The sequence below is a fragment of the Paraburkholderia bryophila genome, from assembly GCF_013409255.1.
Classification (GTDB): Bacteria; Pseudomonadota; Gammaproteobacteria; order Burkholderiales; family Burkholderiaceae; genus Paraburkholderia.
In genome coordinates this window covers 48,954-75,417 of the sequence record NZ_JACCAS010000001.1, presented here as the reverse complement: position 1 = coordinate 75,417, position 26,464 = coordinate 48,954, and the positions used below count along the sequence as shown (strand labels likewise).

27 protein-coding genes are annotated in these 26,464 nt (G+C 64.2%); 3 read left to right on the top strand and 24 right to left on the bottom strand.

Annotation, left to right across the window (positions count from 1 at the left end):
- Positions 1–26 precede the first annotated feature (26 nt).
- From GGD40_RS00290 to GGD40_RS00190, 21 genes are all read right to left on the bottom strand, one after another.
- The gene (locus GGD40_RS00290) at positions 27–1,508 is read right to left on the bottom strand and encodes an NCS1 family nucleobase:cation symporter-1 (RefSeq protein ID WP_179742434.1); all 1,482 of its coding nucleotides are present in this window, start codon (positions 1,506–1,508) and stop codon (positions 27–29) included.
- 349 nt (positions 1,509–1,857) lie between these two features.
- Positions 1,858–2,610, bottom strand: coding sequence for a GntR family transcriptional regulator (locus GGD40_RS00285; protein WP_179703984.1), 753 nt, complete (start codon positions 2,608–2,610; stop codon positions 1,858–1,860).
- Positions 2,611–2,929: 319 nt separating this feature from the next.
- On the bottom strand, positions 2,930–3,856 hold the full coding sequence (gene ldcA / locus GGD40_RS00280) for a muramoyltetrapeptide carboxypeptidase (protein WP_179703983.1): 927 nt from the start codon (positions 3,854–3,856) through the stop codon (positions 2,930–2,932).
- Between the two features lie 27 nt (positions 3,857–3,883).
- On the bottom strand, positions 3,884–4,447 hold the full coding sequence (tadA, locus tag GGD40_RS00275) for a tRNA adenosine(34) deaminase TadA (RefSeq protein WP_373565307.1): 564 nt from the start codon (positions 4,445–4,447) through the stop codon (positions 3,884–3,886).
- A gap of 161 nt (positions 4,448–4,608) precedes the next feature.
- Positions 4,609–5,010, bottom strand: a complete 402-nt coding sequence (locus GGD40_RS00270) for a DnaJ family domain-containing protein (protein WP_035545992.1) — start codon at positions 5,008–5,010, stop codon at positions 4,609–4,611.
- 160 nt (positions 5,011–5,170) lie between these two features.
- Positions 5,171–5,761 (bottom strand): 2'-5' RNA ligase family protein, encoded by a 591-nt coding sequence (locus GGD40_RS00265; RefSeq protein ID WP_179744819.1) that lies wholly within the window; start codon positions 5,759–5,761, stop codon positions 5,171–5,173.
- A 254-nt stretch (positions 5,762–6,015) separates the two neighbouring features.
- Positions 6,016–6,498 carry a YbaB/EbfC family DNA-binding protein gene (locus tag GGD40_RS00260; RefSeq protein WP_257030298.1) on the bottom strand — a complete coding sequence of 161 codons (483 nt, stop codon included), beginning with the start codon at positions 6,496–6,498 and terminating at the stop codon, positions 6,016–6,018.
- 12 nt (positions 6,499–6,510) lie between these two features.
- Complete coding sequence (locus GGD40_RS00255; protein WP_257030451.1) at positions 6,511–7,890, bottom strand: Do family serine endopeptidase; 1,380 nt, start codon at positions 7,888–7,890, stop codon at positions 6,511–6,513.
- Between the two features lie 63 nt (positions 7,891–7,953).
- On the bottom strand, positions 7,954–8,169 hold the full coding sequence (locus GGD40_RS00250; protein WP_257030297.1) for a hypothetical protein: 216 nt from the start codon (positions 8,167–8,169) through the stop codon (positions 7,954–7,956).
- A gap of 86 nt (positions 8,170–8,255) precedes the next feature.
- Positions 8,256–8,435: a hypothetical protein gene (locus GGD40_RS00245; protein ID WP_179742432.1), complete on the bottom strand. Its 180-nt coding sequence runs from the start codon at positions 8,433–8,435 to the stop codon at positions 8,256–8,258.
- A gap of 11 nt (positions 8,436–8,446) precedes the next feature.
- The gene (locus GGD40_RS00240) at positions 8,447–8,830 is read right to left on the bottom strand and encodes a hypothetical protein (RefSeq protein WP_179742431.1); all 384 of its coding nucleotides are present in this window, start codon (positions 8,828–8,830) and stop codon (positions 8,447–8,449) included.
- Between the two features lie 112 nt (positions 8,831–8,942).
- Entirely contained in the window at positions 8,943–9,818 is an 876-nt protein-coding gene (locus GGD40_RS00235; protein ID WP_373565238.1) for a peptidylprolyl isomerase, read from the bottom strand.
- Positions 9,819–9,906: 88 nt separating this feature from the next.
- On the bottom strand, positions 9,907–10,353 hold the full coding sequence (locus tag GGD40_RS00230; RefSeq protein ID WP_179742430.1) for a hypothetical protein: 447 nt from the start codon (positions 10,351–10,353) through the stop codon (positions 9,907–9,909).
- Positions 10,350–10,982: a YbjN domain-containing protein gene (locus GGD40_RS00225; protein ID WP_179742429.1), complete on the bottom strand. Its 633-nt coding sequence runs from the start codon at positions 10,980–10,982 to the stop codon at positions 10,350–10,352. Before GGD40_RS00225 ends, GGD40_RS00230 begins: the two co-directional genes overlap by 4 nt.
- Before the next feature lie 76 nt (positions 10,983–11,058).
- Positions 11,059–11,745, bottom strand: coding sequence for a hypothetical protein (locus tag GGD40_RS00220; RefSeq protein ID WP_179703977.1), 687 nt, complete (start codon positions 11,743–11,745; stop codon positions 11,059–11,061).
- Between the two features lie 11 nt (positions 11,746–11,756).
- A complete protein-coding gene (locus GGD40_RS00215; RefSeq protein WP_179742428.1) occupies positions 11,757–13,583 on the bottom strand; it encodes a putative porin in 1,827 nt (608 codons plus the stop codon).
- Positions 13,584–13,748: 165 nt separating this feature from the next.
- Positions 13,749–14,447 (bottom strand): TonB C-terminal domain-containing protein, encoded by a 699-nt coding sequence (locus GGD40_RS00210; RefSeq protein ID WP_179742427.1) that lies wholly within the window; start codon positions 14,445–14,447, stop codon positions 13,749–13,751.
- Between the two features lie 9 nt (positions 14,448–14,456).
- Positions 14,457–14,867, bottom strand: coding sequence for an ExbD/TolR family protein (locus GGD40_RS00205; protein WP_105510640.1), 411 nt, complete (start codon positions 14,865–14,867; stop codon positions 14,457–14,459).
- Positions 14,868–14,886: 19 nt separating this feature from the next.
- Positions 14,887–16,638, bottom strand: coding sequence for a DUF2341 domain-containing protein (locus tag GGD40_RS00200; protein WP_218900955.1), 1,752 nt, complete (start codon positions 16,636–16,638; stop codon positions 14,887–14,889).
- 105 nt (positions 16,639–16,743) lie between these two features.
- Complete coding sequence (locus GGD40_RS00195; protein WP_179744815.1) at positions 16,744–18,345, bottom strand: ShlB/FhaC/HecB family hemolysin secretion/activation protein; 1,602 nt, start codon at positions 18,343–18,345, stop codon at positions 16,744–16,746.
- Between the two features lie 388 nt (positions 18,346–18,733).
- The gene (locus GGD40_RS00190; protein ID WP_179742425.1) at positions 18,734–19,897 is read right to left on the bottom strand and encodes a TIGR03032 family protein; all 1,164 of its coding nucleotides are present in this window, start codon (positions 19,895–19,897) and stop codon (positions 18,734–18,736) included.
- Between the two features lie 411 nt (positions 19,898–20,308).
- Here GGD40_RS00190 and GGD40_RS00185 point away from each other — a divergent pair, with 411 nt between their 5' ends.
- Both GGD40_RS00185 and gspK read left to right on the top strand, forming a co-directional pair.
- The gene (locus tag GGD40_RS00185) at positions 20,309–20,893 is read left to right on the top strand and encodes a hypothetical protein (protein WP_179742424.1); all 585 of its coding nucleotides are present in this window, start codon (positions 20,309–20,311) and stop codon (positions 20,891–20,893) included.
- 44 nt (positions 20,894–20,937) lie between these two features.
- Complete coding sequence (gene gspK, locus GGD40_RS00180; protein ID WP_179742423.1) at positions 20,938–21,936, top strand: type II secretion system minor pseudopilin GspK; 999 nt, start codon at positions 20,938–20,940, stop codon at positions 21,934–21,936.
- A gap of 38 nt (positions 21,937–21,974) precedes the next feature.
- Here the strand turns inward: gspK and GGD40_RS00175 are convergent, their stop codons facing one another.
- Entirely contained in the window at positions 21,975–23,630 is a 1,656-nt protein-coding gene (locus GGD40_RS00175; RefSeq protein WP_179742422.1) for a type II toxin-antitoxin system Phd/YefM family antitoxin, read from the bottom strand.
- A 222-nt stretch (positions 23,631–23,852) separates the two neighbouring features.
- Between GGD40_RS00175 and GGD40_RS00170 the strand changes: the two genes are divergently transcribed.
- Positions 23,853–24,686 (top strand): hypothetical protein, encoded by an 834-nt coding sequence (locus tag GGD40_RS00170; protein WP_179742421.1) that lies wholly within the window; start codon positions 23,853–23,855, stop codon positions 24,684–24,686.
- A 211-nt stretch (positions 24,687–24,897) separates the two neighbouring features.
- On the opposite strand, the gene GGD40_RS00165 is transcribed toward GGD40_RS00170, so the two are convergent.
- Positions 24,898–25,899, bottom strand: a complete 1,002-nt coding sequence (locus GGD40_RS00165) for a FecR family protein (RefSeq protein WP_179742420.1) — start codon at positions 25,897–25,899, stop codon at positions 24,898–24,900.
- 11 nt (positions 25,900–25,910) lie between these two features.
- Positions 25,911–26,462 carry an RNA polymerase sigma factor gene (locus tag GGD40_RS00160; protein ID WP_179703967.1) on the bottom strand — a complete coding sequence of 184 codons (552 nt, stop codon included), beginning with the start codon at positions 26,460–26,462 and terminating at the stop codon, positions 25,911–25,913.
- Between the last annotated feature and the right edge of the window lie 2 nt (positions 26,463–26,464).

Below are 26,464 nucleotides of genomic sequence, written 5' to 3'. Positions count from 1 at the left end.
ACTCCTGTTGCCTGCAGCCTCAAGGCTCAGCGTGTGAGCACGCGATAGAACAGCGCAGCCAGCCCCGCGCCGATGAACCATGTGAAATTCGCCATGCCATCGAGCGCCGGCACCATCACGCAGAGCACGGCGATCAGCGCGGCCGGCAACAACGCGGCCACGGCGCGGTAGTTGACGCCGTTGCGATACCAGTACGAACCGGTGGGCGCGACCGTGTACAGATCGTCGAGCACGATCTTCTGGCGCTTCACGAGGTAGTAGTCGACGATCAGGACGCCGTACAAAGGTCCGATGAAACTGCCGAGCACGTCGAGCGTGTAGTGGATAACGGCCGGGTTGTTGAACAGATTCCACGGCGTGATGAAAATCGACGCCACCGCCGCCAGCATGCCGCCCATGCGCCAGCTGATCAGCCGCGGCGCGACGTTCGAAAAATCGAACGCCGGCGAGACGAAGTTCGCGACGATGTTGATGCCGATCGTCGCGATCGTGAACGTCAGCGCGCCAAGAATCACCGCGGTCGGATAGTCGATCCGGCCCACGGTTTCGACCGGGTCCGTGATCAGCTCACCGAACACCGGCAACGTGGCCGCGGTCGTGACCACCGTCACCAGCGAGAACGCCAGAAAATTGACCGGCAGTCCCCAGAAGTTGCCGCGCTGCACGCTGCGAAAGCTTTTGCCGTAGCGCGAGAAGTCGCCGAAATTCAGCATCGGCCCGGAGAAGTACGACACCACCAGCGAGATCGCCGTGATCATCACCGGCACCACTGCCATACCGTGATACTTCACGCCGCCCAGGTTGATGCCGATGTTGCGCCATCCCGCGCGATACACCATGTAGCCCGCGAGCATGAACATCACCACGTAGACGGCCGGACCGGCGAAGTCGATGAACTTCTTGATGGTCTCCATGCCGTGCCAGAACACCAGCGCCTGCAACACCCACAGCAGCATGAAACCGCTCCAGCCGAGCGTAGACAGTCCCATGAAACCGTGGTGATGAACGTCGGCATACGGCAGCAGTTGCGGGACGAATTTCAGCACCACGATCACCAGCGCGCTCGACGCGAGGTAGGTCTGAATGCCGTACCACGCGACCGCGATCAGGCCGCGAATCACCGCCGGAATATTCGCGCCGAGCACGCCGAAGGTTGCGCGGCACGCCACCGGATACGGCACGCCGTTCGCCTGGCTCGGCCTCGCGATCAGGTTGCACAACAGGTTGACGATCGTAATGCCGACCAGCAGCGCGATCAGCACCTGCCAGCTCGTCAGGCCGAGCGCGAACAGACTGCCCGCGAATACATAACCGCCGACGCTGTGCACGTCCGACATCCAGAACGCGAAGATGTTGTACGCGCCCCAGGTTTGATGGCGCAACGGCGCGAGGTCTTCGTTGTAGAGCCGCTCGCTGTAGCCTGCCGGCATCGACGGATCGCCGGACGCGCCGTCTTCGCCGTATGCGTGAACTGCTGGAGCGCCGGGCGCTGCACTGAACTGAGCCATGATTCCTCCTTGGGATAGGGACCGTCGAAAAGCGAATCGAAGGACGTTGCATCGGCCATGCCAACCGCGCGCTCCCCCGCTCACTCGGGAGCGAAGAAGCCGGCGCCGTCGGTCTGGCCGCGCCGCGGGTGTCTCCGTACTGACGTACTTGTGGCGTACTTGTCGTTATCGCCTCGCCTGCCACCGCGGATGACCGGCGCTGCGTCGCTGCTCGAGTTCCGTCTCCCGGCGACGGACACGCGTGCGCAAGCCGGCAGCGCTCACGACGAGCCGCCTTGCAACACTTGATTCGGTTCAGTTCAATTCAGTGCGGCGCGCACCACGGACGGGCGCGCACCGGCCGCCTGCCTCAGCCTGGCGCGGACTTGCTTTTGGACTTGCCTTTCGACAACTCTTTCGACGCGCTGTCCAGCGCGCCGAACACTTCATGCAGATCGGCCGCGCCGCGTGCGGGGCGCTCCAGCATCTTCAACTCGACGCTTTGCAAATGGCGCGACATCAGGGCCGCCGCCTCTTTGGCATTGCCGGCGTCGAGCGCGGCGAGAATGGCTTCGTGGTCTTCGAACGAACACGGGCTGCGCCCGAGCGACTCGTACAACGCCGAAATCAGCGTGGAGCGCGCCACCAGTCCGTTCAAACAATCGCACAGTACGGCGTTGCCGGTGAGGCCGGCCAACTCGGTATGAAACTCGCCCGACAGGCGGATCCACGCCGGAAAATCACGGGTTTCGAACGCTTTGCGTTCACGGCCGATCATGCTGCCGATACCCTTCAAACGCCGCATGCCGTGACCGTTGCAAATCTTTTCCACCACCGCCAGTTCGATGATGCGGCGCATCTCGAACACTTCGTGCACTTCCTGCAGCGACGGGCTCGCGACGAACGCACCGCGATTCGGTTCGAGATCGACGAGATGGTCGGTCGCCAACTGCGCGAGCGCTTGCCGGATCGGGCCGCGCTTCACGTTGAATACTTCGCATAACTGGGCTTCGGTCAGCTTGGCGCCCGGCGCGAGCCGATGCTCGAGGATCGCGGCGCGGATGCGCTCGGCGATCGCTTCAGGCTTCGAACTGTTGACGGCCGCGGAATCTGTGTCGGACATGATGTGCGTCTCGGTATGTTGGTCATCATAGGATGGACATAAAGATTGTCAACAATTTTTGTTTTGAATATCGACAATCTCGGGGAAGGTGCTGGGCTGCAGGGTAATGTGTATGGCTGCAAGGCCTGTTCAGCTTCAGTATCAGTTTAATTAGATGGGTAAATGGCTGTCTATTGGCGGCCGTTTTTGTCAACAAAATCGCGGGACCTTCATGGCCTGTCTGCTTGGCCGGATGCTTGAAAACCTGACAGTTAGTTGCGTTGTGAGTTTAAAAAAAGCGGGCAAAATGCCCGCTTCCCTGCTCCACGCTGCCTCACCTTCAGGCCAGCGTCGGATAACCCGACAGGTTCAGTTTGAAGCCGTGCGCATCCGCGACGAGGTGGGCGTCCGCCCCCACCGGCAGCGTCAGCATGTTGCGGACATGCCCGAATTGCAGCCCGGTGACGACCGGAATGCCGATCACCGAGCGTACTTGCTCGATCATCGCGTGCAGATCGTAGCCGTTGTCGTAGTCGTATGCCTTGCCGCCGGAGAAGTCGCCCAGCACGAGCGCCTGCTGCTGCGCGAGAATGCCGGACAGATGCAGTTGATAAATCATCCGCTCGACCCGGAACGGCTGCTCGTTCACATCTTCCAGAAACAGAATGCCGCCTTGCACCGGCGGCATGTAGGGCGTGCCGATCAGCGATGTCAACACCGCCAGATTGCCGCCCCACAGCATGCCCGAGACGTTGACCGCGTGCGCTTGCGGTGTATTGCCGGTCACGGTCATGGTCGGCCTGGTCAGCGCCGACCAGAAGTGCTGCATGGTGAATTCGCTGAGTTCTTCGGCACCGAAATCGCTCGTGATCATTGGGCCGCCGAAGGTCTTGACGCCGGCGCGCGCCAGAAGCGCAAGCTGGATCGCGGTGAAATCGCTATGCCCCACGAGCGCGACCGGCTGATCGGTCAGCCGCCGTTGCAGCCCTTCGTAGTCGAGACCGTGCAGTATCCGCGCCGCGCCGTAGCCGCCACGCACTGCCAGTACGATGTCCGGCAACGCACGCGCCGGGTCCGCGAGCCGGTTCAGATCGGCCGCGCGCTCGCCGTCGGTGCCGGCGAACCGCTGATAGCGACGCTTCGTCACCTCCGCGCCTTCGACGCGATGCCCTTGCGCATGAAAGCGCTGCAACGCGCGATGCACCGCTTCCGGATCATGGGGATAGCCGGACGGCGCGATCAGTTCGATGGTGCGATGGACGGTCATGGGCGAAGTCCGTTCGATGTCGTTGTGTTAGAGCGGCTCGGCCGAGCCTGGTGCGTTGCTTGTGCCGGTGTCGGCACGCGCCGCCGCACGCGCTTCCCGGCTTGCGCGCCGGCGTTCGGCGAAGAACGATTTGAGGGCGGCGCCGCATTCGGTTTCGAGGACGCCGCCCGTCACCGACGTGTGATGATTCAATTGCGGATTCGCGAACGCGTCGACGACACTGCCGCACGCGCCGGTTTTCGGGTCCCGCGCGCCGAACACGACGCGGGCAATGCGCGCGTGCATGATCGCGCCCGCGCACATCAGACACGGTTCGAGGGTGACGTAGAGCTCGCAGCCCGGCAGGCGGTAGTTCTCGACGGCCTGCGCCGCGGCACGCAACGCGACCATTTCGGCATGCGCCGACGGATCGTGCGCGCCGATCGGATGATTGAAACCGGTGGCGATGACGTCGTCGCCGCGCACGAGCACGGCGCCGACCGGCACTTCGCCGGCTGCGCGCGCCTGTTCGGCGGCGGCCTGGGCGAGCGCCATGAAGCGGCGATCGCGTTCGGAGATGGGCGGAGTCGAAACGGGCAAGACGTCGTTAATCTCGGGGACGCAAGTTACCGAAGGTGTGGCCGCGCGGGAATCAGGCGTGCCCGAATCGGCGGACTGTGCGGATTCGGCGGACGAACCCGAACTGTTCAGCGCGCCCCCCGATTCGAGCGGCTCCGAACCTGACGACGCGGCACAGCCAGTAAGCGGCCCGCTCACCGCGAACCCGCATCTGCCGCATTGAGATTACCGGCGCGTTCCGACAGGCGCTCAGCAATACGCCGGCAGTATTCGCGCGGCAGCACCAGCGGCCCGCCGCGCAGCGACTCAAGCGCCATGTCGAGCGCCAGCATGCGCGCCTGCAGACGACAACGGGTAGTAGGGTCGCTCACGGCATTCAACTCCGCTTGCAGGTCGCGCAACGCGCGCAACTGCTCGACAGCGGGCGGCACGAAACCCGCGTTTTTTAGAATCCGGTTGGCGACACGCACCTCTTCCGGGACCAGTGCATCGTCCCCGAGCGGCAGCGGCGCACCTGCGCCCGGCAAAGCATCGAACTCGCCACGCGCGGCTGCGGCGGCAATACGCTGTTCGACTAGCGCGTCAAGCAATTTCATCTGCAATCCACTACGTTGCGGCCCGAGCATTCTATCAGGGAGCACGCGACGGTTTCGGCTCGCGGACCGACGAAACCCCCTGGTTTTCAGACTCCGCGTATTTCAAGGGCATAGCGGTGTGGTCGAGGCGGCCACGAGCGCAGAGGCGCCGTACACATCGTCAAACCACGCCGGCGAGCCGCCAACGCGCGAGCACGACATGCCGGGTGCGCCCGAGCAAACTGTGCATCAGCGCAAACTCGCGGACGTTCCAACTGACGGGTTCAACGGGACGTGTCGCCGCCCAGGGCATGCCGTAGGCGAGCGTGACGTGCGGGGTATAGGGCACCGCGGCATGCCCGACACCCTCGTTTGGCAGCGCCGCCACAAGCGCCTCGTGAAGCGCATGCAAGCCGGGTACCCCCTCGCCGCCTCCCAGCACCAACGGTCCCGGCCGTGGCCGCGTCGCGAAGCTGACCACCGAATCGAACTCGACGGTGAACGGCTCCATGCGAATGGATGCCGCCGCCTGCATCGCCGCGTCGACGCGCGCCTGCGGCAGCCCGCCCGCGAAATTGCCAAGGTGTTGCAACGTGACGTGCAAACGACCCGCCGCAAGCGGCTTGCTACGCACGCGCGCTTCAACGCAAAGCTGTTGCGCGAACTTCGCGATGCCGCTTGCCGTATTGGGATCGGGGAAAACAGCGAAAAACAGGCCGTCTGTCGGCGTGGGCGGCGCCTCGAGCCCGGGCAGCCAGAATTGTTCAGGCATGGTGGTCCTGACCCGGTAAAGCCGGCATGACGATAAATCTCCGTTGATTGAGCGGGCTTGCACGCAGCGGCTGAGCGAGCCGCCGATCAAATACTCGGCGGCATCAGAAAGCCGCTCGCACAAGCGAACGGTCTACGCGCAATACTGTACATTCATACAGTATTGGCAGCAACGTTGAATTGCTCAAAAACCGGAAATATTGGCCGACTCACGGGAGTACGACATCTCGTCCACGAGCGGCACCGACAACACCTCTACCGCGCGACAGCCTGCGCCCCACTTGCCCCCCAATCCGGATTCGCCGCAAGCCGCAACCTCACCCTCAACGGCTGACGCATATCCACTGGCGGCGCCCCCGAAATCGGATGTACGGTCAGCAATTGCTGCAAGGTCGAATCGGCCTTCGGATCGCCGAGCGAATCGAACTGCACCTTCGTGACCGCCCCATCCGCGCCGATCCATGCGCGGACCACCAGCGCGGGCGGCGGCGCATCGGCCTTCGCGTTCAGCACCCGGTCTTCGAGAAACTGATGGAACTGGTTGGCCGCGTCGTCGTTCGCTTCGAGCGATGCCTGGAACTGCTGGCCCACGCGCTGCGCATAATCGATCCACGGCTGCGGCACATCGAGCGTCTGCGCCGCGGCCAGTGCGCTGCAGAACAGCGTGCATGCGACGGCGACCGTGCTCGTCCATCGAGACAGCGTGCGGCGGGTATTGCATCGGCTATTGCGCTTCATGACGATTCCCGGCTAGTCCGGATCCATGGGAAGGTACAGTCGCGAACCGCCGCGCTGCACGAGCAGCGCGACCGTGCCGTGCGCCGCGCCGATTTCGGCGATCAGCGCGTCGATCGTCGCGACCGGCGTGCCATTGACCGACAGCACGATATCGCCCGGCTTCAGGCCGATACGCGCCGCCTGACCGCTCGCCTGTTCGACCAGCAAGCCACGGTCGACGCCGAACTGCTGTTGCTCCGGTCCGTTCAACGGCCGCAAGCTCAAGCCGATGCGCGCCGGCCCCTTGGGGTTCCCGCTCGAGGCAACACCGCTGTCGAGCGCGCCCACCGCCGCCTGAATATGCGTCCGGGCCCCCGCGCGCCAGACGAGTAGATCGGCCTTTTGCCCCGGCTTCATCTTCGCGATGGTGCCGAGCAGATCGACGGGATCGGCCACCGCGTCGCCATCCACGCCGAGCACGACGTCGCCGGCGAGCAGTCCCGCCTGCGCGCCGGGTCCACCGGCTTCCACCATGCTGATCAGCGCGCCATCCGGCTGCGCCAGCCCGAACGAACGCGCGAGCGCCTGGCTGACTTCCTGCAACGCGACCCCGAGCCGTCCGCGCGTGACCTTGCCGGTCTTGAGCAGTTGCTCCTTCACGTCGAGCGCCACGTCGATCGGAATCGCGAACGACAATCCCTGATAACCGCCCGTCTTCGAATAGATCATCGAATTGATCGCGATCACGCGGCCGTTCAGGTCGAACAACGGGCCGCCCGAATTGCCCGGATTGATCGGCACGTCGGTCTGAATGAACGGGATATAGCTCTCGCCCGGCAGCGAGCGCGACTTCGCGCTGACGATACCTTGCGTCACCGTATTCGCGAATCCGTATGGCGAGCCAATCGCCATCACCCAATCGCCGACCTCGGTGCGGGCCGGATTTCCCGTGACGACAGCCGGCAGATTGCGGGCGTCGATGCGAATCACCGCGACGTCCGACAGCGCGTCGCTGCCGATCACCGTGCCCTTGAACTGGCGCTTGTCGGTCAGCTTCACGTCGACGGTCGTCGCGTCGCCGACCACGTGCCGGTTGGTCAGAATCACGCCTTCCGGACTCACGATAAATCCCGAGCCGAGACTCACCTCTTCGCGATTGCCGATCACGCGCCGCGCGAGAAACGGAGCCAGCGGATTGCCGGGCGCGATGCCGGGCGGCAGTTGGATGCCCATCTGCGTGACTTCGCGCGTGACGCTGATATTGACCACCGCCTGACCGTAGCGTTTGACGAGCGCGGCGAAATTCGGCACCGTCAGCGACGCGCTGGTTGATGCGCTGTTATCCGCCGCGCTCGGGTTGGCCGCCCAGACCGCCGTGCTCGCGTACATCAACATCAGCACGGCCGTCCCCATGCCCACACCCATACGCACGACCCCGCCCCGCGCCATCCGCCCCTTCACCGCAGGTCCCATACGTCAGCCACATCGACGCGCGAGGAGAATCAGCGCGCGCAATTCATCCATCGAGAAACGGCCGTCCAGCGCGATGGTGCCCATCTGCCAGTCAGGACAGTCGCGCAACGCATCCCACGCGACCCAGCCGCCCCGGCTGCGCAAAATCCGCTGCGCAGTCGATTCAGTCACCTTCGCGTCGACTTCGACCACGTCGTCCATCTTGTCCCACGCCATCATCCGTATTCTCCCTGCTGTGTTGCTCCGTTATTCCGGACCGTTTGCCACCATCGCCGCCGCTCCCGGCCCGAACGCGGCATTAACCTCTACGTCTCGTCCCACAACAGCACTTTGACGCTCCTGTGTGATCGCCTCGTTGCACCGCGACGCTTGCGCTCCACTTTGCTGAAAAGCGCATCGCCGCCAGACTCATCGACACCGTCACGCACGGCGCCCTCACTCGACGAGGCGTCGTCCTGCCGGTCGTCCTCGCCGAATTCACGCATGGGGTCATGCATCATTTCGGCGGCACCGCGACCGGCGCGGCGGGACGCTGCGGCGTCACCGAATTGCCCCAGTTCGTGCCGAACCGGTTACGTTCGGTGGACAGATTGAACGTGCCGAGCCGGTTCGACGGCGCGTTAGCCGCGGCTTCCGCCGCCGTCTGCGACGCACCGGCCTGCACCGTCGGCTTCGGCTTCAGCTGTGAGCTCAGGCAGTCGTACGACAGTGCGCGCTGGCCGTCCACTTCAGCATCCACGCACACCGGCTTCGTCGCCGACGCCGCCGCGCCGGAAGAACTCGCACGCGTCGCGCCGCCTTGCGCATGGACCGCGCCGGCCAATACCAATACCGATGCCGACGCAACGAGCACCACAACGATCAATCGACGCAGATTCATTGCTCTCTCCTGTCGGCGACACTTCGCGCGTTCGCGCACCGCTACGCCACTTCGCGCGAGATACCCGCGCGAAGTCCGCTTCAACACAAACCGGACCTGCCGGCCGCGTCGATCACTGCGCCGCGGCCAACGCCTTTTTCAACGCGTCCTCGTTGATCGGCGTATTGCCGGCCAGCTTCGCGACATAGGCCTGAACGTTCTGCTGCAAACGTTGCGCGCGCAACGTCGTGCGAATCTGTTCCTTGACGTCGGCGAGCGGACGCAGCGTCGCGCCCTTCACGTCGATCAGTTTGACGACGTGAAAACCGCTCGGCGTCTGAACCGGCGCGGACACCTGACCGGGTTTGAGCGCGTCGGCGGCCTGACGGATGGCGGGCAACAGCATCGTCTCGGGCACGACCCCCATGTCGCCGCCGTTCGCCGCGCTGGTCTTGTCCTGCGAATTCGCCTTGGCGAGCGCGGCAAAGTCTCCACCACGCGCGCGGCCGGCGAGATCGGCCGCCTGCTTGCGGATTTTCTCGAGCGTCGCCGCGTCCGAATTAGCCGGTGCTTCAAGATAAATCTGCGCGAGATGCAGTGCGCGCGGCGCGGTGAACGCCGACTGATTCTGGTCGTACGCCGACTGGATTTCCGCGTCGGACGGATAATCCGCCGGCGGTGCATTCACCGAAGCGAGATAGCTGCGAACCACCACATCGCGCTGGGCCTGCTCCAGCGCCGTGCGCACTTGCGGCTGCTTGTCCCAGCCCTTCGCCTTGGCTTCGGCGAGCACCGCTTTCTGCGCCAGCGTCGAGCGCACGAGTTGATCCATCGCGCCGGGGTCCGCCGCGAGCCGCGTGCGTCCGTCGGGATTGAGCGACTTCAGCAGCCTTTCGATATCGGCCTGCGTGACCGACGCCTGAGGCGCGTTGGCGATCACATCGCTTTGCGCCATCGCGACGAGCGGCATCATCGACACAAGCCATCCTGCCAGTACGAATTTCTTCACCACGACTCCTGCGGTTACCTGAATGCTGTCATCACCGGCACGCGCCTCGGTTGGGACGTGCCCTCTGCACGGCGGCCAGAATCGCGACCTACGATTCGGCCGACCGGTTCATTGCTGCATGGCCGCCCAACTGCACGACGATCGGCTGAATCATGTCGCGCGGCGGTGCTTTACCTATGCCCTTGCCGACCACTACCCGATGAAGATCGGCTTCGATTTCAGGCAGGCAATGCGGCGCGCATTCGATCCGTTCGATGCGCCCACGCGCGTCGAGCCAGGTCTTCAGTCGCAAGACCAGCGGCTCGTTGTCCGCCGCCGCGCTTGCACGTTGTTCGAGAGAAGCACGAAGCCGGCAGGCAGCGCCGTCCGCGCCGTCGAGTGCGGCGTGCAGCCGCCGCGCGACCAGTTCCGCGTAATGCACCCACGCGGCCGGCGCGTCGCCGAGCGCCACCGCATCGGGTTTCACGCGCAGGCTGCCGCCGAGAACCGACAGCAGCGCCACGCCGAACGCCTTCATGCGACCCGCGATGTTCATTGCGCGAGCGCTCTCTCACGCGTGCCGTTTTCACGCACTGCCGAGTCCGTCCCCTCGCTGACGAATGCAGCGGGAGCGGGAGCCGTAGCTGCGGACGCGGGAGCAGAAGCCACGGTTGCCGTCGTCCGCGAATCCGTCTGCTGTTCCGCCAACACCGGACGGTTACGCAGATGCAACAGGAACTCCTGAATCAGACGGTCCCAGAGTTCGATCGTCGAGCGCAGATAGCGCTCGGTCACGCCACCCGCGACGATCACGTCCATCTCCAGCGCCAGAAACGGCCCGTGATCGGCGAGACGCGCGAAACGCTTGGTGCGGTTCCAGCTCGCCACCAGTTCCATCGGCAGTTCACCTTGCACCTGCAGCACGCAGCTATGGGTGTAATCCAGATAGCGGACGGCGGCCGGATCGGTCGCCGCAGCAGCGTCCTGCACCGCGTTGCCGAAACGCACCGAGAAGCCGACGCCCTGGCTCGCGCTCATCAGTTGCAGCGCGCCGTTCTGTTCGGCCACGGTCACGCGATAGCCGGCCGCTTTCAGGATCTCCGCCAGTCGATCGATGCTCACCGCTTCGATCAATTCGCCACCGGGAAATTGCTCGGCCACGGCCTTGGTCTGTTTGTCGCTCATGTCGATGCTCCTACGTCGATTGGGTTGCTAACGGCCCGTTCCGGGCAGTGTTTTTTGTGTTCTCGCGCTGCCTGTGTCACGGCGCGGCGGCAGGCCCGGAAGCCGCATCCTGAGATGCAGATGCCGCTACCGACCGCGCCGCCGGATCGTATTGAGCGCTGTAAAGCGCGTCGCCGTAACGCTGCTCGATCTCGTCGTATTTCACGCGCGAGCCTTGTGCGAACGGCTGACGCGACGCGAAGAACGAGCCGAAACCGACATGCTCATAAGCGTCCAGAATTTCATGCCCCACGCGATACAGATCCGCGTTCTTTGCCTGACACATCTGCAAGCGCGTATCGCGCAGCTTCGCGTCGTTCTGCAATTGCGCGCGTTGCGCGTCGCGCGCTCGCGAGACCGTCAGCAGTTCCTCATAAGACGACTTGTACTTCGCGAGCTGCTGGGCGTCCTGCGCATGACTGCTCTTCTCCACCGACAACGCCCGCTCGGCCGCCGCCTCGCCGCTCGACTTCCCGCTCGCGGCCGCGAGCTGCGCCTGCGCGTCCTTCAACTGCGCCTGCGCCGCATCGCGTTGCTGCTCGGCGGCGGTTTTGTCGGCCTGAAGCTGCGCCTGATTGTCCTGAAGCTGCCGCAGCGTTTGCACCGTGGAACGTAATTGCGTGCGCAACTTGTCTTCGATGCTCTGCGCGTTGGCACTCGCACCGACGAACATGAAAGCGCCGGCAAGCGCCGCGGCAATCAGGCCATAACGAACTGTTTTCATCCCGACTCCCGTCAGAAGCGCGCGTTGAGCTCGATCTGCAGCACGTCGATCGAGACCGGCGGCCCGTAGACTTCCTTCGCGCTGAGATAGCGTGCCGACAGCCAGGTATCGCGCGCCACCGCATACGACGCGCCGAGAATGTAGCCGCGCGCATTGGTGCCGCCCAGATGGAAGTCCGGATCGTTGAATGCGTCGAGCGTGGCGTCCGGCTGCAGATACTTGTAGGCGACCGAGAAATTCCACTGACCTTTGGTGCTCGGCTCCGGCTCACCGAACGTCACTTTCGCGAGGTAGCCGTTCGGGCCGCTGCGATAGTCGGACTGGCTCGCGTTGACCGTGGTCGCCTCGTAGTTGTTGACCGGCAACGACGCCGCGCCGAACGCCTTGTTGGTGTTGTAGGCCAGATTGCGGACGAACTCGCCGTCCAGTCTCACCTTGACGCGATCGGCCAAGACCGTGTCCCATTGCGCCTTGATGTCGAGCAGCCGGTAGTTGTACGCGAGCCCGAAGAGTTGCGGCTCGGGCGTCATGCCCGGCGCGAGATTCGGGTTCTGCACGATGTTGCGCAACGCCACCAGCGTGTTGCCGCCCTGCAGGAACGCGGGCGCTTCGTTGTCGGTGCTGCAGTTCGTCGCGCCGAGGTACAGCGCGCAAGGCGACGACAGCGTGCCGCGCATGTTCTGGTAGTCGTAGTAGGCCAGCGCGCCCTTCAAGCGGTTCTGCTGGTTGATCTTCCATTCCGCGCCGACCTGCGCGCCGAACATCCACTTGGTGTCGCTGCCCACTTTGCTGGTGCTGTTCGACGGGAAGTTCTCCGACGTGTACTGAATCGGGAACACGCCGAAGGTGCCGAACAGCGTCACGTCCGGATTGATCGGCAATGCGTGACGAAAGCTCGCGGCCAGACCGTCCATTTCGAGGTCATTGGAGAACAGCAGGTCCGACGTGAAGAACGGATTGTCGAAGCGACCCGCCACGACGTTCAGCCACGAGTTCGGCTGATAGCGGAAAAACGCCTTGTTCAGCCAGATATTCTTCTTCGCGAAGCCGCCGCCCGCGGTGGCGGTGGTCGACACGGGACCGTTGTCGTTGCCGCTCGCGAGCTGGATGCCGGCGCTGAATTCGTCCGACAGCAGCGCGGTCACGCCGAGACGCGCGCGATAGCGTTCGAGGTTGTTGCGGTTCTGCGTGGTGTTCTGCGTCGGCAATTGCGTGGTGTTGGTGTTGCCGTTGATATCGAAGCCGCCGCCCTGATTGATCGCCGCGAAGTTCGTCACGTTGTTGGCGTTGCGGCTGCCATAGAAGTGGAATTCGTCACGCACGCGCAGATCGCCGTCCAGCTTGATGCGCGACACCCAGTCGGGGAACGTGTTGGGTTGCGCCCAGTTCTCCGCCTTCGCTTGCGCGACCACTTCCTGCTTCACCTGATCGCGAATCTGATCGCGCACGACCTGCGGCACGTACGGCACCGCGACGTCGCCCGGTTGCGTCGGCGCATTGACGACCGCGGCCCCTGCGAAGCCTGCCGCGCCCGCCGCCACCGGGCGCCCGGATGCCGCCTTGGCCTGCGCCGTTTCCGCGCGTGCTTCGCGAATCAGGTCGTTGGCGTTCTGCTGCGTCAGCACGCCGCGCTTGACGAGCAGGTTGATCAGGTTGATCACCGTGCTCTCGGTCGGCGCCGCTGCGCCCGTCGCGGCCTGCGTTTCGAGCGACTGCGCGTGCGCGCCCGTCGCGCACGACAGGCCCAGCGTGACCAGCGCCACGCTCAGGCGCGCGCCGGTCGTCGTCGATCCTCCGCCGCCGTAGCCGCGACCCCGTAGCTTCATTTTCCGAATCATCAATGCTCTCCGCGTAACCGCTGTTCTTTTGCCGGCATCGTCCGTGTGCGGACCTGCCACGTGTTTGCTTGTCTGCCGCCGCGTGGTTGCGTGCGTGTGTGTGATCTTTGTCTTTGCGTTTGCCCGTGCCGCTTGTAGACCGCTTGCAGCCCTGCCACGCGCCCGTTATCCCGGCTTGCGCCCCTGCAGCTTCACCAGCACCGGATACGCCGTGGCGGGCGGCGGTGGCTCGTCGACCTTGCCGAGCGCCTCGACCGCCGCGACGACGGCGGCGTCGATCTTCGGATCGCCGGTGGTCTGCGCGATCGTCACCTTCGTGATGCGTCCCGACGGCTCCATCCACAGATTCAGGCTGCCGGTGAAGCGCACGCCGCCGACCTCCTGCACGCCCTTGTCCTGCTCGACCGCGCGCTGCAGCGTGTAGACCATGTACTGCGCGTAGCTCGCGTTACCGAAGCGCCCCACGTTGCCGCCGCTGCCCACGTTCCCCGAGCCGTCGCCCGCACCGATGTTGAAACTGTCGGTGCCCGCCTGAGCCGGCGCGTTCATGGTCATCTGCTTGGGCTGGTTGTCCGACGGCTTGGGCGCTTCCGACGGTTTAGGCGCGACCGTCGGCTTATCCACCGGCGTCTTGAGCTCTTCCTTCACTTTCTCCGGCGGCGGTTTCTGCGGCGGCGGTGGAGGCGGCGGCAACGGAATGACCGTCGTCACCTGCGGCGCGCTGATGCGTTTCACGCCCGTCGTATCGCCGGCGAAATGCCAGATCAGCGCACCGAGCGCCACCAGCGCCAGCACGATCGAGACCGGCTTGATAAAGCGGCCCGGACCCTTGCCGGAAGGGCCGCCGTTATAGGTCATTTCCATCGCGTCGCCCTAGCCGCCCTGCTTCGCTTTGCCGGTCACCAGACCGACCTGCGACAGATCGAGGCGCCGGAGCAGATCGAGTACATCCATGACCCGCTGATACGCCACGGCCGAATCGCCTTTGAGGACGATCGGCACATCCGGATTGCTCGCCTTCTCGGTGCGCAGCCGGCTCTCCAGTTCGTCCATCGACACGGGGTACGCATCCAGAAAAATCTGTCCCGAATCGGACACGGTGATCGCCTTGGTCTTCGGCTTGGCGAGACTCGCCGACGAACTCGCCTTGGGCAGATCCACCTTGATGCCCTGCACCGAAGCGGTCGTCATGATGATGAAGATGATCAACAGCACGTACGCCAGATCGAGCATCGGCGTGATGTTGATGTCGTCGTACGGCTTGTCGTCGTCCTGAACCTGCATGGTGATCTCCCGTGTGCGTTCAGTCGGCCAGCAGCGCGTGGTCCGGACTGCGATGCGCTTCGGCCAGCCGCGTGACGAATTCGTCGACGAACACCTGCATGTTCGCGGTCACGTTCTTGTTGCGGATCAGCAGGTAGTTGTAGCCAAACAGCGCCGGAATCGCGACGAACAGACCCGTGACGGTGGCCAGCAGCGCGGCGGCGATACCCGGCGCGATCGCGTTGACGTTGACGTCGCCGGCGGCCGCGATCGCGGCGAAGGTGATCATCACGCCGACCACCGTGCCGAGCAGACCGAGAAACGGACCGCCCGAAATGGCGATGGTCAGCAGCACCATCGACTTCGACAGGCGCTGGTTTTCGCGCACGAGCGTGGCGTCCATCGACGCGCGGATCGCTTCGATCGACTCGCTGGTGATCACCGTGCGGCCGTTGTCGTCGACGCGGCTATGAATTTCGGCGACGCCCGCGCGGTACAAGCGGTACAGCGACGACTGGCGCAGACGTTGGCCCTCCTCGCTGGTTTCCTTCACGTGCGCGAGGCCGACCAGGTGACGGCCCGCCACTTCGCGAAAGCGTTCGACGAAGTAGTTGTTGGCACGATCGACGAGGCCGACGTAGCGCCCCTTGTTCCACATCACCACCCACGAGACGACCGCCATGGCCAGCAGAATGCCGATCACCACCCACGCATCGACCGTCACCGACTGGACGATCACGCCGAAGTAGCCGAAGCCGAAGCCCGACTGCTTTTCATCCGCGCCGTAGTTGATCAGCTTCGATTCCGAGCCTTGCGCCAGCGCGTCGAGCGCGATCAGATCCGGCGAGCGGGCGATCTTCGACAGGCGCAATTCGTCGAGCGAACCCTTGAAGCCGCTGAAGCCGGCGGGCGCGCCCGTCACGTCGCCGGCCACTGCGGCCGCGCTGGTCAGCGCGGGCAATGCCGCGGCGATCTGCGCGGCCTGCTTGCCGTTCACGTACACGGTGAGGTTCTTGCCGTCGGCGGTGACGGCGAGATGGGCCCACTGATTGGCCGTCAACGCCGTCGCGGCGGGCGTGCGAACCGGCGCGGCGGCGCCGTCGATCTCGGCAAACGGCACGCCGTTGTCGAGGCCGATCAGCAAGGCGTTCGCGCCGTCGCGGCGGCTATACAGCAGCGTGTTGGCCGCCAGCGCCGAGGGCTTGACCCACACGCTGAACGTGAAGCTGCCGCCCGCGCTCACATTCAGCGACGGCGTGGCCGGCAGGTTCAACGCGGTGCTGCCGTCGAACTGCGCGCCCTTGCCGACGATCCCGTCTTCAACTGTACGCAGCGGTGCGTTCTGCGCATTGTTTGCGTATGCGGTCGCGTCTTTCGACGGCGAGCCGGACGGGCTGTCGAAGTGATACACCAGCGTGTAATCCGGATCGAAAGTCTGCGACGGCTTGCTGCCGTCGGGCGCCTTCTTGTTGCCGTAGTACATCCAGATCGATTCGGCTGAACCGGCCGGCATCTTCGTAATATCGACCCAGATGAGCGCGACACCGAGCACTGCGTCGTACTGTTCGATTTCGAAGTTCAACGGCGTCTTGTCGTCGGCCGCGACGAAGCGGATGTCGGCACCGTTATCGGCCAGTCCGTCGAACTGGAAATTGCCCGAGTGCAGCCGGATCAGCAACGGCACGCGACCGACCGACTCCGCCAGGTTGGCCCCTTTCGGACCGGCGTCGATCGTGATCGCCTTGCGGTACGACCAGTCGTTTTGCCACCACGCGTTGGCGACGCCGGGCATCACGCCCAGCAGCGTCAGTAACAGGAGAAACAAGGCTCGCTTCACAATCCACTCCCCAAATGAACCGTACCGGCAACGCGGCAAGGCACGAACAGAAAAGATCCTTCAGAAACCGAGGCGCACATAGAAATCAAAGCGCGGGCTGTACTGCTTCGTGTAGATGCCGGCTTTCAGCGGCCAGCCCGCTTCGAAATCCGCGCTCGCGTACTTGAACAGTTGCACCCGTGTCCCCACGCCGACGCTGAGCAGGTTGAAGCTCGCGGTCTGTTCCGGCAGCGGACTGAGCAGCCACAGGTGCGCCGCGTCGACGAACGCATGAAAACGCCATTCGTTGATGCGACTGCCGGCCGCGCCGCCGAGGTATTTCGTCAGCGAAGGGCTGCGCAATTCGAGTGAGCCGATCACGCCGCTGTCCGCCGTGTCTTCCGCCTGCATGTAGCCGCGCACGCTGTTCATGCCGCCGGCCGCGAACTGCTCGCTCGACACCAGCGGCGAGTTCGCCAGTTGCGCGGTCACGTGCGCGTTGGCCTGCATGTCGTTGGCAAAATGCTGCGTGTGATTGACGTCGAATTTGGCGTAGAGAAAGTCGGGCGTTGCGTTGTAGCGCTTGTTGTCCCACGCACCGGCGTCGCTGCCGATACCGCGGATATTCGTGGTCAGCGACGCGGAAAACGCCGTCTGCGAGTTCTTCAGGCTGAGCTGGCCGGTGTACGACAGCGTGACCGGCACGTAGGTCAGCGGCGACATGGACATCTGTCCGCCCAGGCTGACGTTCTCGTCGTAATGCTTGCGATCGATCTCGATACTCACCGACTGCGCGTAAGTGTCCGACGCCGGCAACGCATAGATCGCCGTGAAGCCGTAGGTCGTTCCCTTGCCGAGCACGTTGGTGCCGCCGATCGACGCCACGTTGCTGTCGGAATGAACCACCGTGGCCAGCAGGCTCCAGTGCGAATCCTTCAGCGGCGCCAGATACGAGAACGAGTACACGCGCGCGTCGTCCGGATGCTGCGGCGCGATCACGTAGGTGCCCGAGACCACGTGGCCCAGTTGCCATAGATTCGAATAGCTCAGCGTGGCGCTGGTGCGCAACAGCGAGGTGCCCGGGCTGTTGTCGTTGTTCAGGTCGAGCGTGCCGTGCAGCGGGCTGTGATCGTCCACTTTCAGATCGACGTCCACGGTTTGCGGCATGGCGCCGGGTTTCAGCACCGGAATCACCTGGCGGTCTGCCGAGCGGTTCAGATCGGTGAGCTGCTGCTGCGCGACGCCGAAGTCGGGCACGCTGCCTTCCGCGAGCGCCGGCACCGCGTCGCGAATATTCTGCGGCGAGGTGTACTGCGCGCCTTCCACGCGCAGCCGACCCACTTTCGCTTCCACGACCTGCAACACGATCACGCCGTTCTTGACCTGCTGCTGCGGCAACTCGACGACCACCGATTGATAGCCGCGATCCTGATAGATCTTCTGCAACGCATCGCGCGCCGCATTGACGTCCGCCAGGGTCTTGCCGGGTCCTTCGAACGGATAGACCGCTTTTTCGATTTCAAGGCTCGGCAAGGTCGTATTGCCACGCACGATAAATTCGTTCAGATCGAATGTTTGCGGCGCGGCCGATGCCGACGCCGACGTTGCCGCCGTCGCGTTCTGCGCATGCACGCCGCCCGCTAGCCCCAGGCCACCGACGAATGCCACGCTCATCGCGCCCATCGCACCAGACACGCAGCGCCGCCGCGTGGCGCGTCTGCGTTGAGCCCATTCCCCGTTGGACTCCCCGCTCGAACCCTCGGGTGATATCCCAATCCCGTCAACTCTTGGCGGCATGCGCCATTCCCCTTTTTTCATTCGGATCGTTGCCGCATCGGCGGGCCCTGCTTCATCGGGTCCGCTAGCACAGTTTCATTTCAGAAATGTTACTTTTAGTTGGCCATCCTAATCGTATGGCTTGTACTGCTGGTCTCCGTCGCGATGTCTCTTAACTGCCGCAAATCAAACCTCAGCGCGCTAACCGACAAAGCCGGTCTTTATCGCGCGTCCCTATCATCAAGACGAAACGAGCCCGCCTAACCCGCAGCGCATATTTGAAAATTTTTGCGATTTAGCCTTCACCGGCCTGCGATTCGTCTTCCTCGCGCGGCCGCGTCTGCCAGAAGCCGCCCTTCATCGTCGCGATGGACGGCGTTTCCGCCCACTCCCGCGGACTCAGAATTTCGGCGCGCAGAATATTGGGCAGCACCTGGACATCGAAAACCTCGTCCACGCCGTTGAAGAACTCCATGATCCCCAATACTTCGCCGCTGCGGCTATCGAGTGCCGCCACGCCGGCCACCAGTGCATCCGCGCCGCTCTCGATCGGCAAGCCCTGCGGCCCGCGCTTATCGCGCAGTTTCGACAGACCCACGAACATCACGCCGCGGTATTCGGCCAGACCGTGCACGAAGCCGGGCAAGGTCGCCACGACGCGTCGCGCGCCGCTGTGCACATCGATTTCAAGCACTTGCCCCCGGCCGCCTTCGAGTACATAAAGGCGACCGTCGATCAACCGCGGCGAGTGCGGCATGGACAGTCCCGACGCGACGATCCGCCCCGACGGCACTTCCATGACGATGCCGTCGCTCGCCATACCTGCGCGCCAACCGAACGGCGTGCTGGTCTGGCCGAGCGCTGTCGCATAGCGCACCTTGCCGTCGTGATAGGCCATACCGTTCAGATGGCAGCGATCGTCCGGGCCGAACTCCTTGACGAAAGGCGGCTGCCAGATCGGCGTGAAATTGAAATAACCGTCGATCACGCTAATGCACGAGTAGCGCGTATTGACCGCGAGCACGATCTGCTTGTCGAACACCATGTCGTGCAGATCGAGATCGCCCGTGTAGTACGTCATGCGCGGCACGAAGATCGCGTCGTAGTAATTGGGACGAGCCGGATAAAGCGCCGCGAGTGACGGCAGATTGGCGAACACCATCAACTCGTGCATCGTCGCCACGGCGAGGCGGTTGCCACTCACCGTCATGCCCATCGAGCGCGGCAGCAGACAGGCGGACAGCGTAGGCGTGCCGTTTTCAACGCCGAGCAACGCCACGCCCGACGGCCGGCGGCTGATCGCGAGAGAACACTGCAGCGACGCGAGCACATCGAGAAAGCGCCCCGTGTCGCGCAAATTGATGAAAGGCGAGTCGGCGTCCGTCGCCACGACGGGCGGCGATTGATCGCTCGCCGGATCCGGCTCACCTTCCGACTGATGTTCCCCGAGGCGTTCCACGTTATTTATCCCAAGCTCTCGCGCTGCTTTTTATAAAGACCCGTCGCGATATGCGCGCAAGCATCGCGCCTCGTACGGATTTATCGCTTCATGTGACCTGTCGACACCGGCGTCCAGATCCATTCGAGCGTTCCTTACTCCTAGACGGAAACGGCCGGCCAATCCCGCAAACTATTTTTCTTGCAAGTGTGTTCAAGCGGAGTTCAACCGGTGTTCAGCAGAAAAATGCGGCGTGCATATTAATGTTTGAACACGGCCCATCGTCCCTCGCGGATGCGTAATTTTTTGTGACATCTGCAGAACATTCGTGTGAAGGAATCCTCGACGCCCCGAGAAACACAACGCAACGTGCGGGATAGACCGCGTCGCAACGTCCTATCAAATACAGGGACGACATCAGCGAGGAGATCCATGTTGATCACCACCATGCTTCTGCGACGGCTCGTCGCCAGGCTGACCGGCACGCGCGGCGAGACGGCGGAGCGCAGTCCGCCGGGCGATCCGCAAGCCGCGAGCGACACCACAGGCTCGCGGCGCTTGCGCTGGCGTATGCCGTGGCTCGCGTGGCAAACGCTGTCGTGGGTTTCGCTGACGCTGCTCGCGCCGCCCTTCTGGGCGATCGGCGCGCTGCAGATAATCAATCCGCACAGCGACCAGCCGTTCTTCTGGAATGGGCTGATGGCGATCGTGCCGCTGGCCGGCGGGATCACCATCGTGCTGACCAATCAGCAGCACTACCGCGCGCCATTCCGCAGTCATCGCGCGGCGGCGCTCTATTATTTTCAACGCAGCATGGCGTTGAGCTGCGTGCTCGTGCTGCTTCTACTGTGGGGCACGCATGCCATCGACGACCTCGTCGCGCCGCTCGCCATCGCCACGCCAGGCTCGCACCCCGGCGCGCTCGCGCTGTGGATGACCGGTCTCGTCGCCGCGTTCGGCATATCGTCATCTCTGCATGCGAGCATCCTGCACGTGTGGCTGGCCTTCCTGGCCTGAACCCTCGCTTGAACCCTCTTCACGCTCCGCGCGGGACCGACTCTATGCGCCTTCGAAAACCAGCCAGCCACGCGAACGCCTCGCGGCAACACGGTATTGCCATCGTGATGGTGCTGCTCGTCGTCGCGCTGGCGGCCACGCTCGCGGCCAGCGTGTTGTGGCGTCAGCAGGTCGCCCTGCGCGACGTGGAGAACCAGCGCCTCGCGGTCGAAACGATGTGGGCCGAGCGCGCCGCCGTCGAATGGGCGCGCGCCACGTTGCGCGCACAAGCCGTGATATCGAATGTGGCTTACGTGGGCCAGCCGTGGTCCGCGCCGGTGAGCGAGGTACAACTGGTCAGTTTCCTCGCGCCGGGGTCAAGCGCCGCCGCCCTCAATGGCGAGCTATCGCGTGCTTCGATCTCGGGTAGCGTGGAAGACGCGCAAGCCCGCTTCAACCTGATGAACCTCGTGTCGCGCGCCGCGCCCGGCCAGCCCTGGCAAACCAATGCCGAAGGCTTGCTCGCCTATCGCCGCCTGCTCGGTGAACTGTCGCTCGATCCGGCGCTCGCGAAGCAAACCTCCGCCTACCTGCTGAAATCGCTGCGCGAAACCAACGGTCCGGACGGCTGGCCCTTGCAACTCGTGACGGTGTCAGATCTGTCGCGCGCGGCCGGTTACGACGAGAGTACGAGCGCAGCGCTCGCGCCATACGTCACGATCCTGCCCGACCTGACCACGGTCAATGCGAACACCGCGTCGGAGCCGGTGCTGGTCGCCGCGATCCCGACGCTAACGCGCGTGCTCGCGCACCGGCTCGTCGAACGACGCAACACGGCGTACTTCGTCAGTACCGGCGATATCGCCGAGGTGCTGGCCCCGACCCAAAGCAGCGCAACCTTGCCCGATGGCGCGATGGTCGGCGTCAACAGCGGGTATTTCATCGTTCATTGCCGGATTCATTCCGCCCGGATCAATAGTCGTATCGATACGCTGGTGGCGCGCTATGGGGTTGGCAATTTCAGTTGGACGTCGGTGATCTGGGTGCATCGGATCACCGGCTAACCAGGGCTGATCTTGCTAGCCGGCTAGCCGGTTTCAATTCAATGCAGATCGCTGACGACCGTCTCGCCGCTCATCGGTACCAACGACGCATAGTCGATCGACAGCCGGTCGAAATTGGTTTCGCGCACCTGGCCGATCAACCGGTTCCAGTCGTCGATGGACACCAGCAACGCGACCGGCCGGTTGTATTTCGTCACCATCACGAGAGCGTCGCTGGCATGACGTAGCGCGCGCGACGGATTGCTGCTGAAGTCGCGGGTCGCCATCGCGATGGTGCGCAGTCTGGAAAATCCCGCCGCCGCCAGCTCCGCGTCTTCGCGCAACAGATACTCGAGCGTCGTCGCGAGCAAACGTGCCTGCGATTTCGCCGACACCTTGTGATCGCGCCGCTTTCTGCGCATGCTGCGCGGGTCGACATGCACCGCAAGATGCCGGGCGATATCGCGCAGCGCCGCATCCGGGAGCCTGTCGTAGCGCCGCCAGTTGTCGGGCGGCAGCGCGATCATCATGCCGCCGTACGCAGCCTCTATACCGCTCGCCATGTGCTGCGGCAAACGCTCGCTATCGCGCTCGTCGAGATCGAGCGCATTTTTCACGACGCCGATCATCGCGCTGAACACGTTGAACGCCAATGCGACGATGCCCGACGCAAGCGGCGCCGCCCGCGACGCGATAGCGCCGAACGCGGCGCCGTCGCAGACGGCGTCGAGCGGCAACGGCAGTGTGTCGCGCCACGCACGGGTGGCAAGCTGGACGATTTGCGGCGCGTCGAGTGTCGTCGCGGGTACGTTCGTCAGGATCACGACGCGTTGCGTCGTACCGCCTTGCGCGTCGATCCGATGCCATTCGATACGCCGGAACACCGGCGACGCGCCGCACTCCGTAGGCACGCCGATAGGCTGCTCGCAGACCGGCGCGCCGTCGAGGCAGCCCTCTTCGCGCGACTCGCCGAGTGCGCGATACGCGGGCGTACAGCCGTGTTCCTGCACGACGAACAGACTGCCGTCGCAGGGCCAGCCGGACAGGATGGCGGCCGGATTGAAATGCCCGTCGAGAATCCACAGCTCACCCGGCCGAACCGACTCCACCAGTTGCGCGGCAAACGCCCGCTCGTGGACAAAGCCGCGTTCGTAGGGCAACAGATCGACGATCAGCGCAAGCTCCGGGTCATAGACCGGCAGCACGTAAGGGCCGTCCACAGCGCCCGGCTGAGTATCGGCCGGAGCGATCACGTGGACGCAGCCTGCCGGTCCCGGCATACAGCGCATTCCGGCCGACATCGAAACACCATCCAGCACGCACACCCGCAAATCGCCGAGCGATTGCGACCGTTTCTCCGTGCGCCGATGCGCGACCGGCAGCAATAGTCCCGCGCTGTCGCGCACCAGAGAACGGCCCCATTGCGCGCGCACGCGGCTCATCCGGTCATGCAACGCGGTCAACCGCGCGCCGCTTTCTTCGAGCGCTTCGGGGACCGTTTCGCGCGTGCGGTGCTTGCGCGCGGCGATCTGCGTCATCGCCTGTACGGTCATGGAAAGCAGCAATTCGCGCAGCGGTTCGCCATCGTTGTCTGGCTCGTCGTTGCCGAGCGGATCGTCCAGCGACTCCCCGTGCAGCGCCCATTGCATTACCAGCCGCGCCATCACCGCCATCGGGCTATGCTCGACAAAGCGTTCCATGACTGTGCGTATCAAAGGCCACCTCGTTATCGTTTTGACAGACCGCGTCCAGCGTTCAGGTTTGCGTCGCGTGCGGGAAGAGCCTCACGGCCTTCGTTGCTCACACGCTATCGGTGCCGCTCCTGTCGAAGCGCTTGACGAACTTTTTCCGACGTTGGACCATCGAATGTGACGAGAAAGGGGCAGGCTGGCGCAGCGTCGCGTCAGTTCCCCGGACGGCATCCACAAGGACCCGCCATGTTTGTCGACCCGCGCGTAGCGCATGGCCGAGCCAAATACGATCTGAACCGGTCCCCGCGCCTGTTCGCCGAAGAACGCCGCTGGGAGATCAGCAGCATCGTCACGACCAGCCTCGACAACTTCACCGGCATCCGCAACCGACGCAATCTGCTCCGGCTGCTGGAGCGCCAGATCGCGCCGAAACTCGCGCGGCTCGGACTCGAACCCTACGTCGGTGCACTCGGCGCAACCGAGGGCCTGTTCGTCAACTTCTCGACCATGAGCGCCGAACACGGCCTGCGAGAATTCCAGTTGCAATTGAGCGTGCCGGACCTGGTGTTGCGTAGTTTTGCGTCGAGCACGATCCGCCCGCATGCGGTCGCACGCTGCATGCAGCGCAACGGCGTGGTGTCGCTCGCGGAGATCGAAGCGGAAACCAGCGCCGCGTTCGTGCTGGCCCGCGTGATACGTCCGCTCGCGCTGGCCGGCAACTGGCAGCAGGTCGGCGTGCCGACGGCAGCGGGTCTGTTCGTCGGCGCCTTGAACGACAGCAACGACATCTGCCTGAACACCTATATCCGCCCTGCAACGAGCGACCGCGACTCCCGTTGGGATCGTTTTGCCGCGCTGTTCGCCACGATGCCGGCGTGGCGCGCCGAGCAGATTCGACAGGGTAGCGATCTGCTGCAATGGATGGTCAACCATATCGTGGCCTTGCAAAAATCCGCCTCGTTCGTCGAGCGTTGTCCGTTTCTGCTTGAGCCTTATCGCCACGTTGCCGATCCCCTCGATGCCAGTTGGGATGCCGCTCGTGCGAGCGCGAGCGCCGACGGCGATGCGGCCGCGTCGTGAGCGCCGCGACTCGATGCCGAAAAATGCGGCCTTCTTAAACTAGGTCGAAGCGAGCCGCGCTAACCCGCAGATTTTCTTTTTAAGCGTCGGCGAAGGTTGGCCGCGCGCACGAGCGCGCACACGCCCGCGTGGCGTGGAGACGCAGGCTATGAGTAATGAATAGATTGGGAGCGCATGAAGCGGGCGCGATGGCCCGCTTTTACGGCGCGGTTCAGCTCAGCAAAACCAGATTCCCCGGCAAGCGCGTGATGCGCGCGCCGTACAAGCGCCCAAGCAGATCGATCACATCGTCGAGCCGCGTGATCGGAAATTGCGCCTGCATGCGGTTCTGCCCCAACGCCGGATTTCTGAGAATAATTTTTCCCGGGCGGTAGCGATTGATTTCGTCGACGACCTCGGCCAGCGGCACGCCGTTAAACACCAGCACACCACGTCGCCACGCCACGAAGCCGCTCGGATCGACACGCGCAACCGGCTCGACCTTGCGGTCGTCGTAGATCACCTGGTCGTTGGCGCGCAACGTGAGCCGCGCGCTGGGATGGTCGAGCGCGAGCGAACCCGACAGACAGGTCACGCAAACCGACCCGCCACCGCGACGCACATTGAACCGCGCCGTGACGGCCTGCATGCGCCCTTTCCCGGCAACGACGGTCACCTGCCGCAACAACGCGTCGCCCAGCGCTGTCGACGCCTTCGCGTCGATCTCCGCCTCGCCCGCCAGCAGATCGATCCCTCGCGCGGCGGCCTGGACCGGCAGCACGTCGAGCCGCGTCTGCGTATTCATCTCGACCACGACACGATCCGACAGCACCACGCTACGTTGTTCACCGGTGCCGGTGCGATAGTCGGCGGCGAGGTCGGTGAGCGACGGCCACAGTTCCAGCGGCGGACGCAGCGCGAGCCACGACGCGCCCGCCGCCACCGCAAAACCGACGAACGCGCGACGCCCCGTGCGCACCGTTTTATCGCGGCGCGCTTCGGCTAGCCATTCATCGTTGGCGGCGGCCGGGCTTTCGTCGGCCAGCTCGGCGGCTGCCGTACGCAGCAGGTTCCACGTATCGCGCAGCAGCGCCGCGGTCTGCGGATGCTCGGCGCTCCAGCGCTGGAAGGACTCCGTTTCGGCGCGGCTCATGCTGCCCGAGCGCAAGCGCACGAGCCACGCCTGGGCTTCTTCCTGGGCGTGGTCCGCGGTAACGGCATCAGCTTTCCTCATCGTCGGGATGTTCAAAATTTACGTGGCCCACTGCTGCGTGAATCCGTGTACGGGTCGCCGGCTTCCTGCATACGCTGGAGACAATACTTCATGGCCGCACTCAATTCACTCTCTACCAGCCTCAGGGAAATCCCGAAACGCTCGGCGATTTCGCGATTCAACTGGCCATCCACCCGCGCGGCCAGCAGGATGGCCCGGCGCCGGGGCGTCAGACCGCGCAGCACGTCTTTCAGGCTATCGATCTTGCGGCGCGCCGTCAGGATCCGCTCGGGATCGGCCAGCTCGTCGGGCACGCCGAGCAGCACGTCGACGTCGTCGTCATGCGCATGACGGCGCTCGTGGCGATGCTGGTCGATCGCGACGTTGCTCGCCATGCCGAGAATATACGCGTCGGCATTGGCGACCTGGGTGGACACATTTGCCTTGTCCAGACGCAGCCAGGTTTCGTGCAATGCGTCGGTCGCCCCTTCTTTCGATCCTGTGATGCGCTCCAGCCGCCTGACGAGGTACGCGTAGCGCGTGGCCAGGATCTGTTTGAGTTGGGTGCGGCTCGTGTCTGGCATAA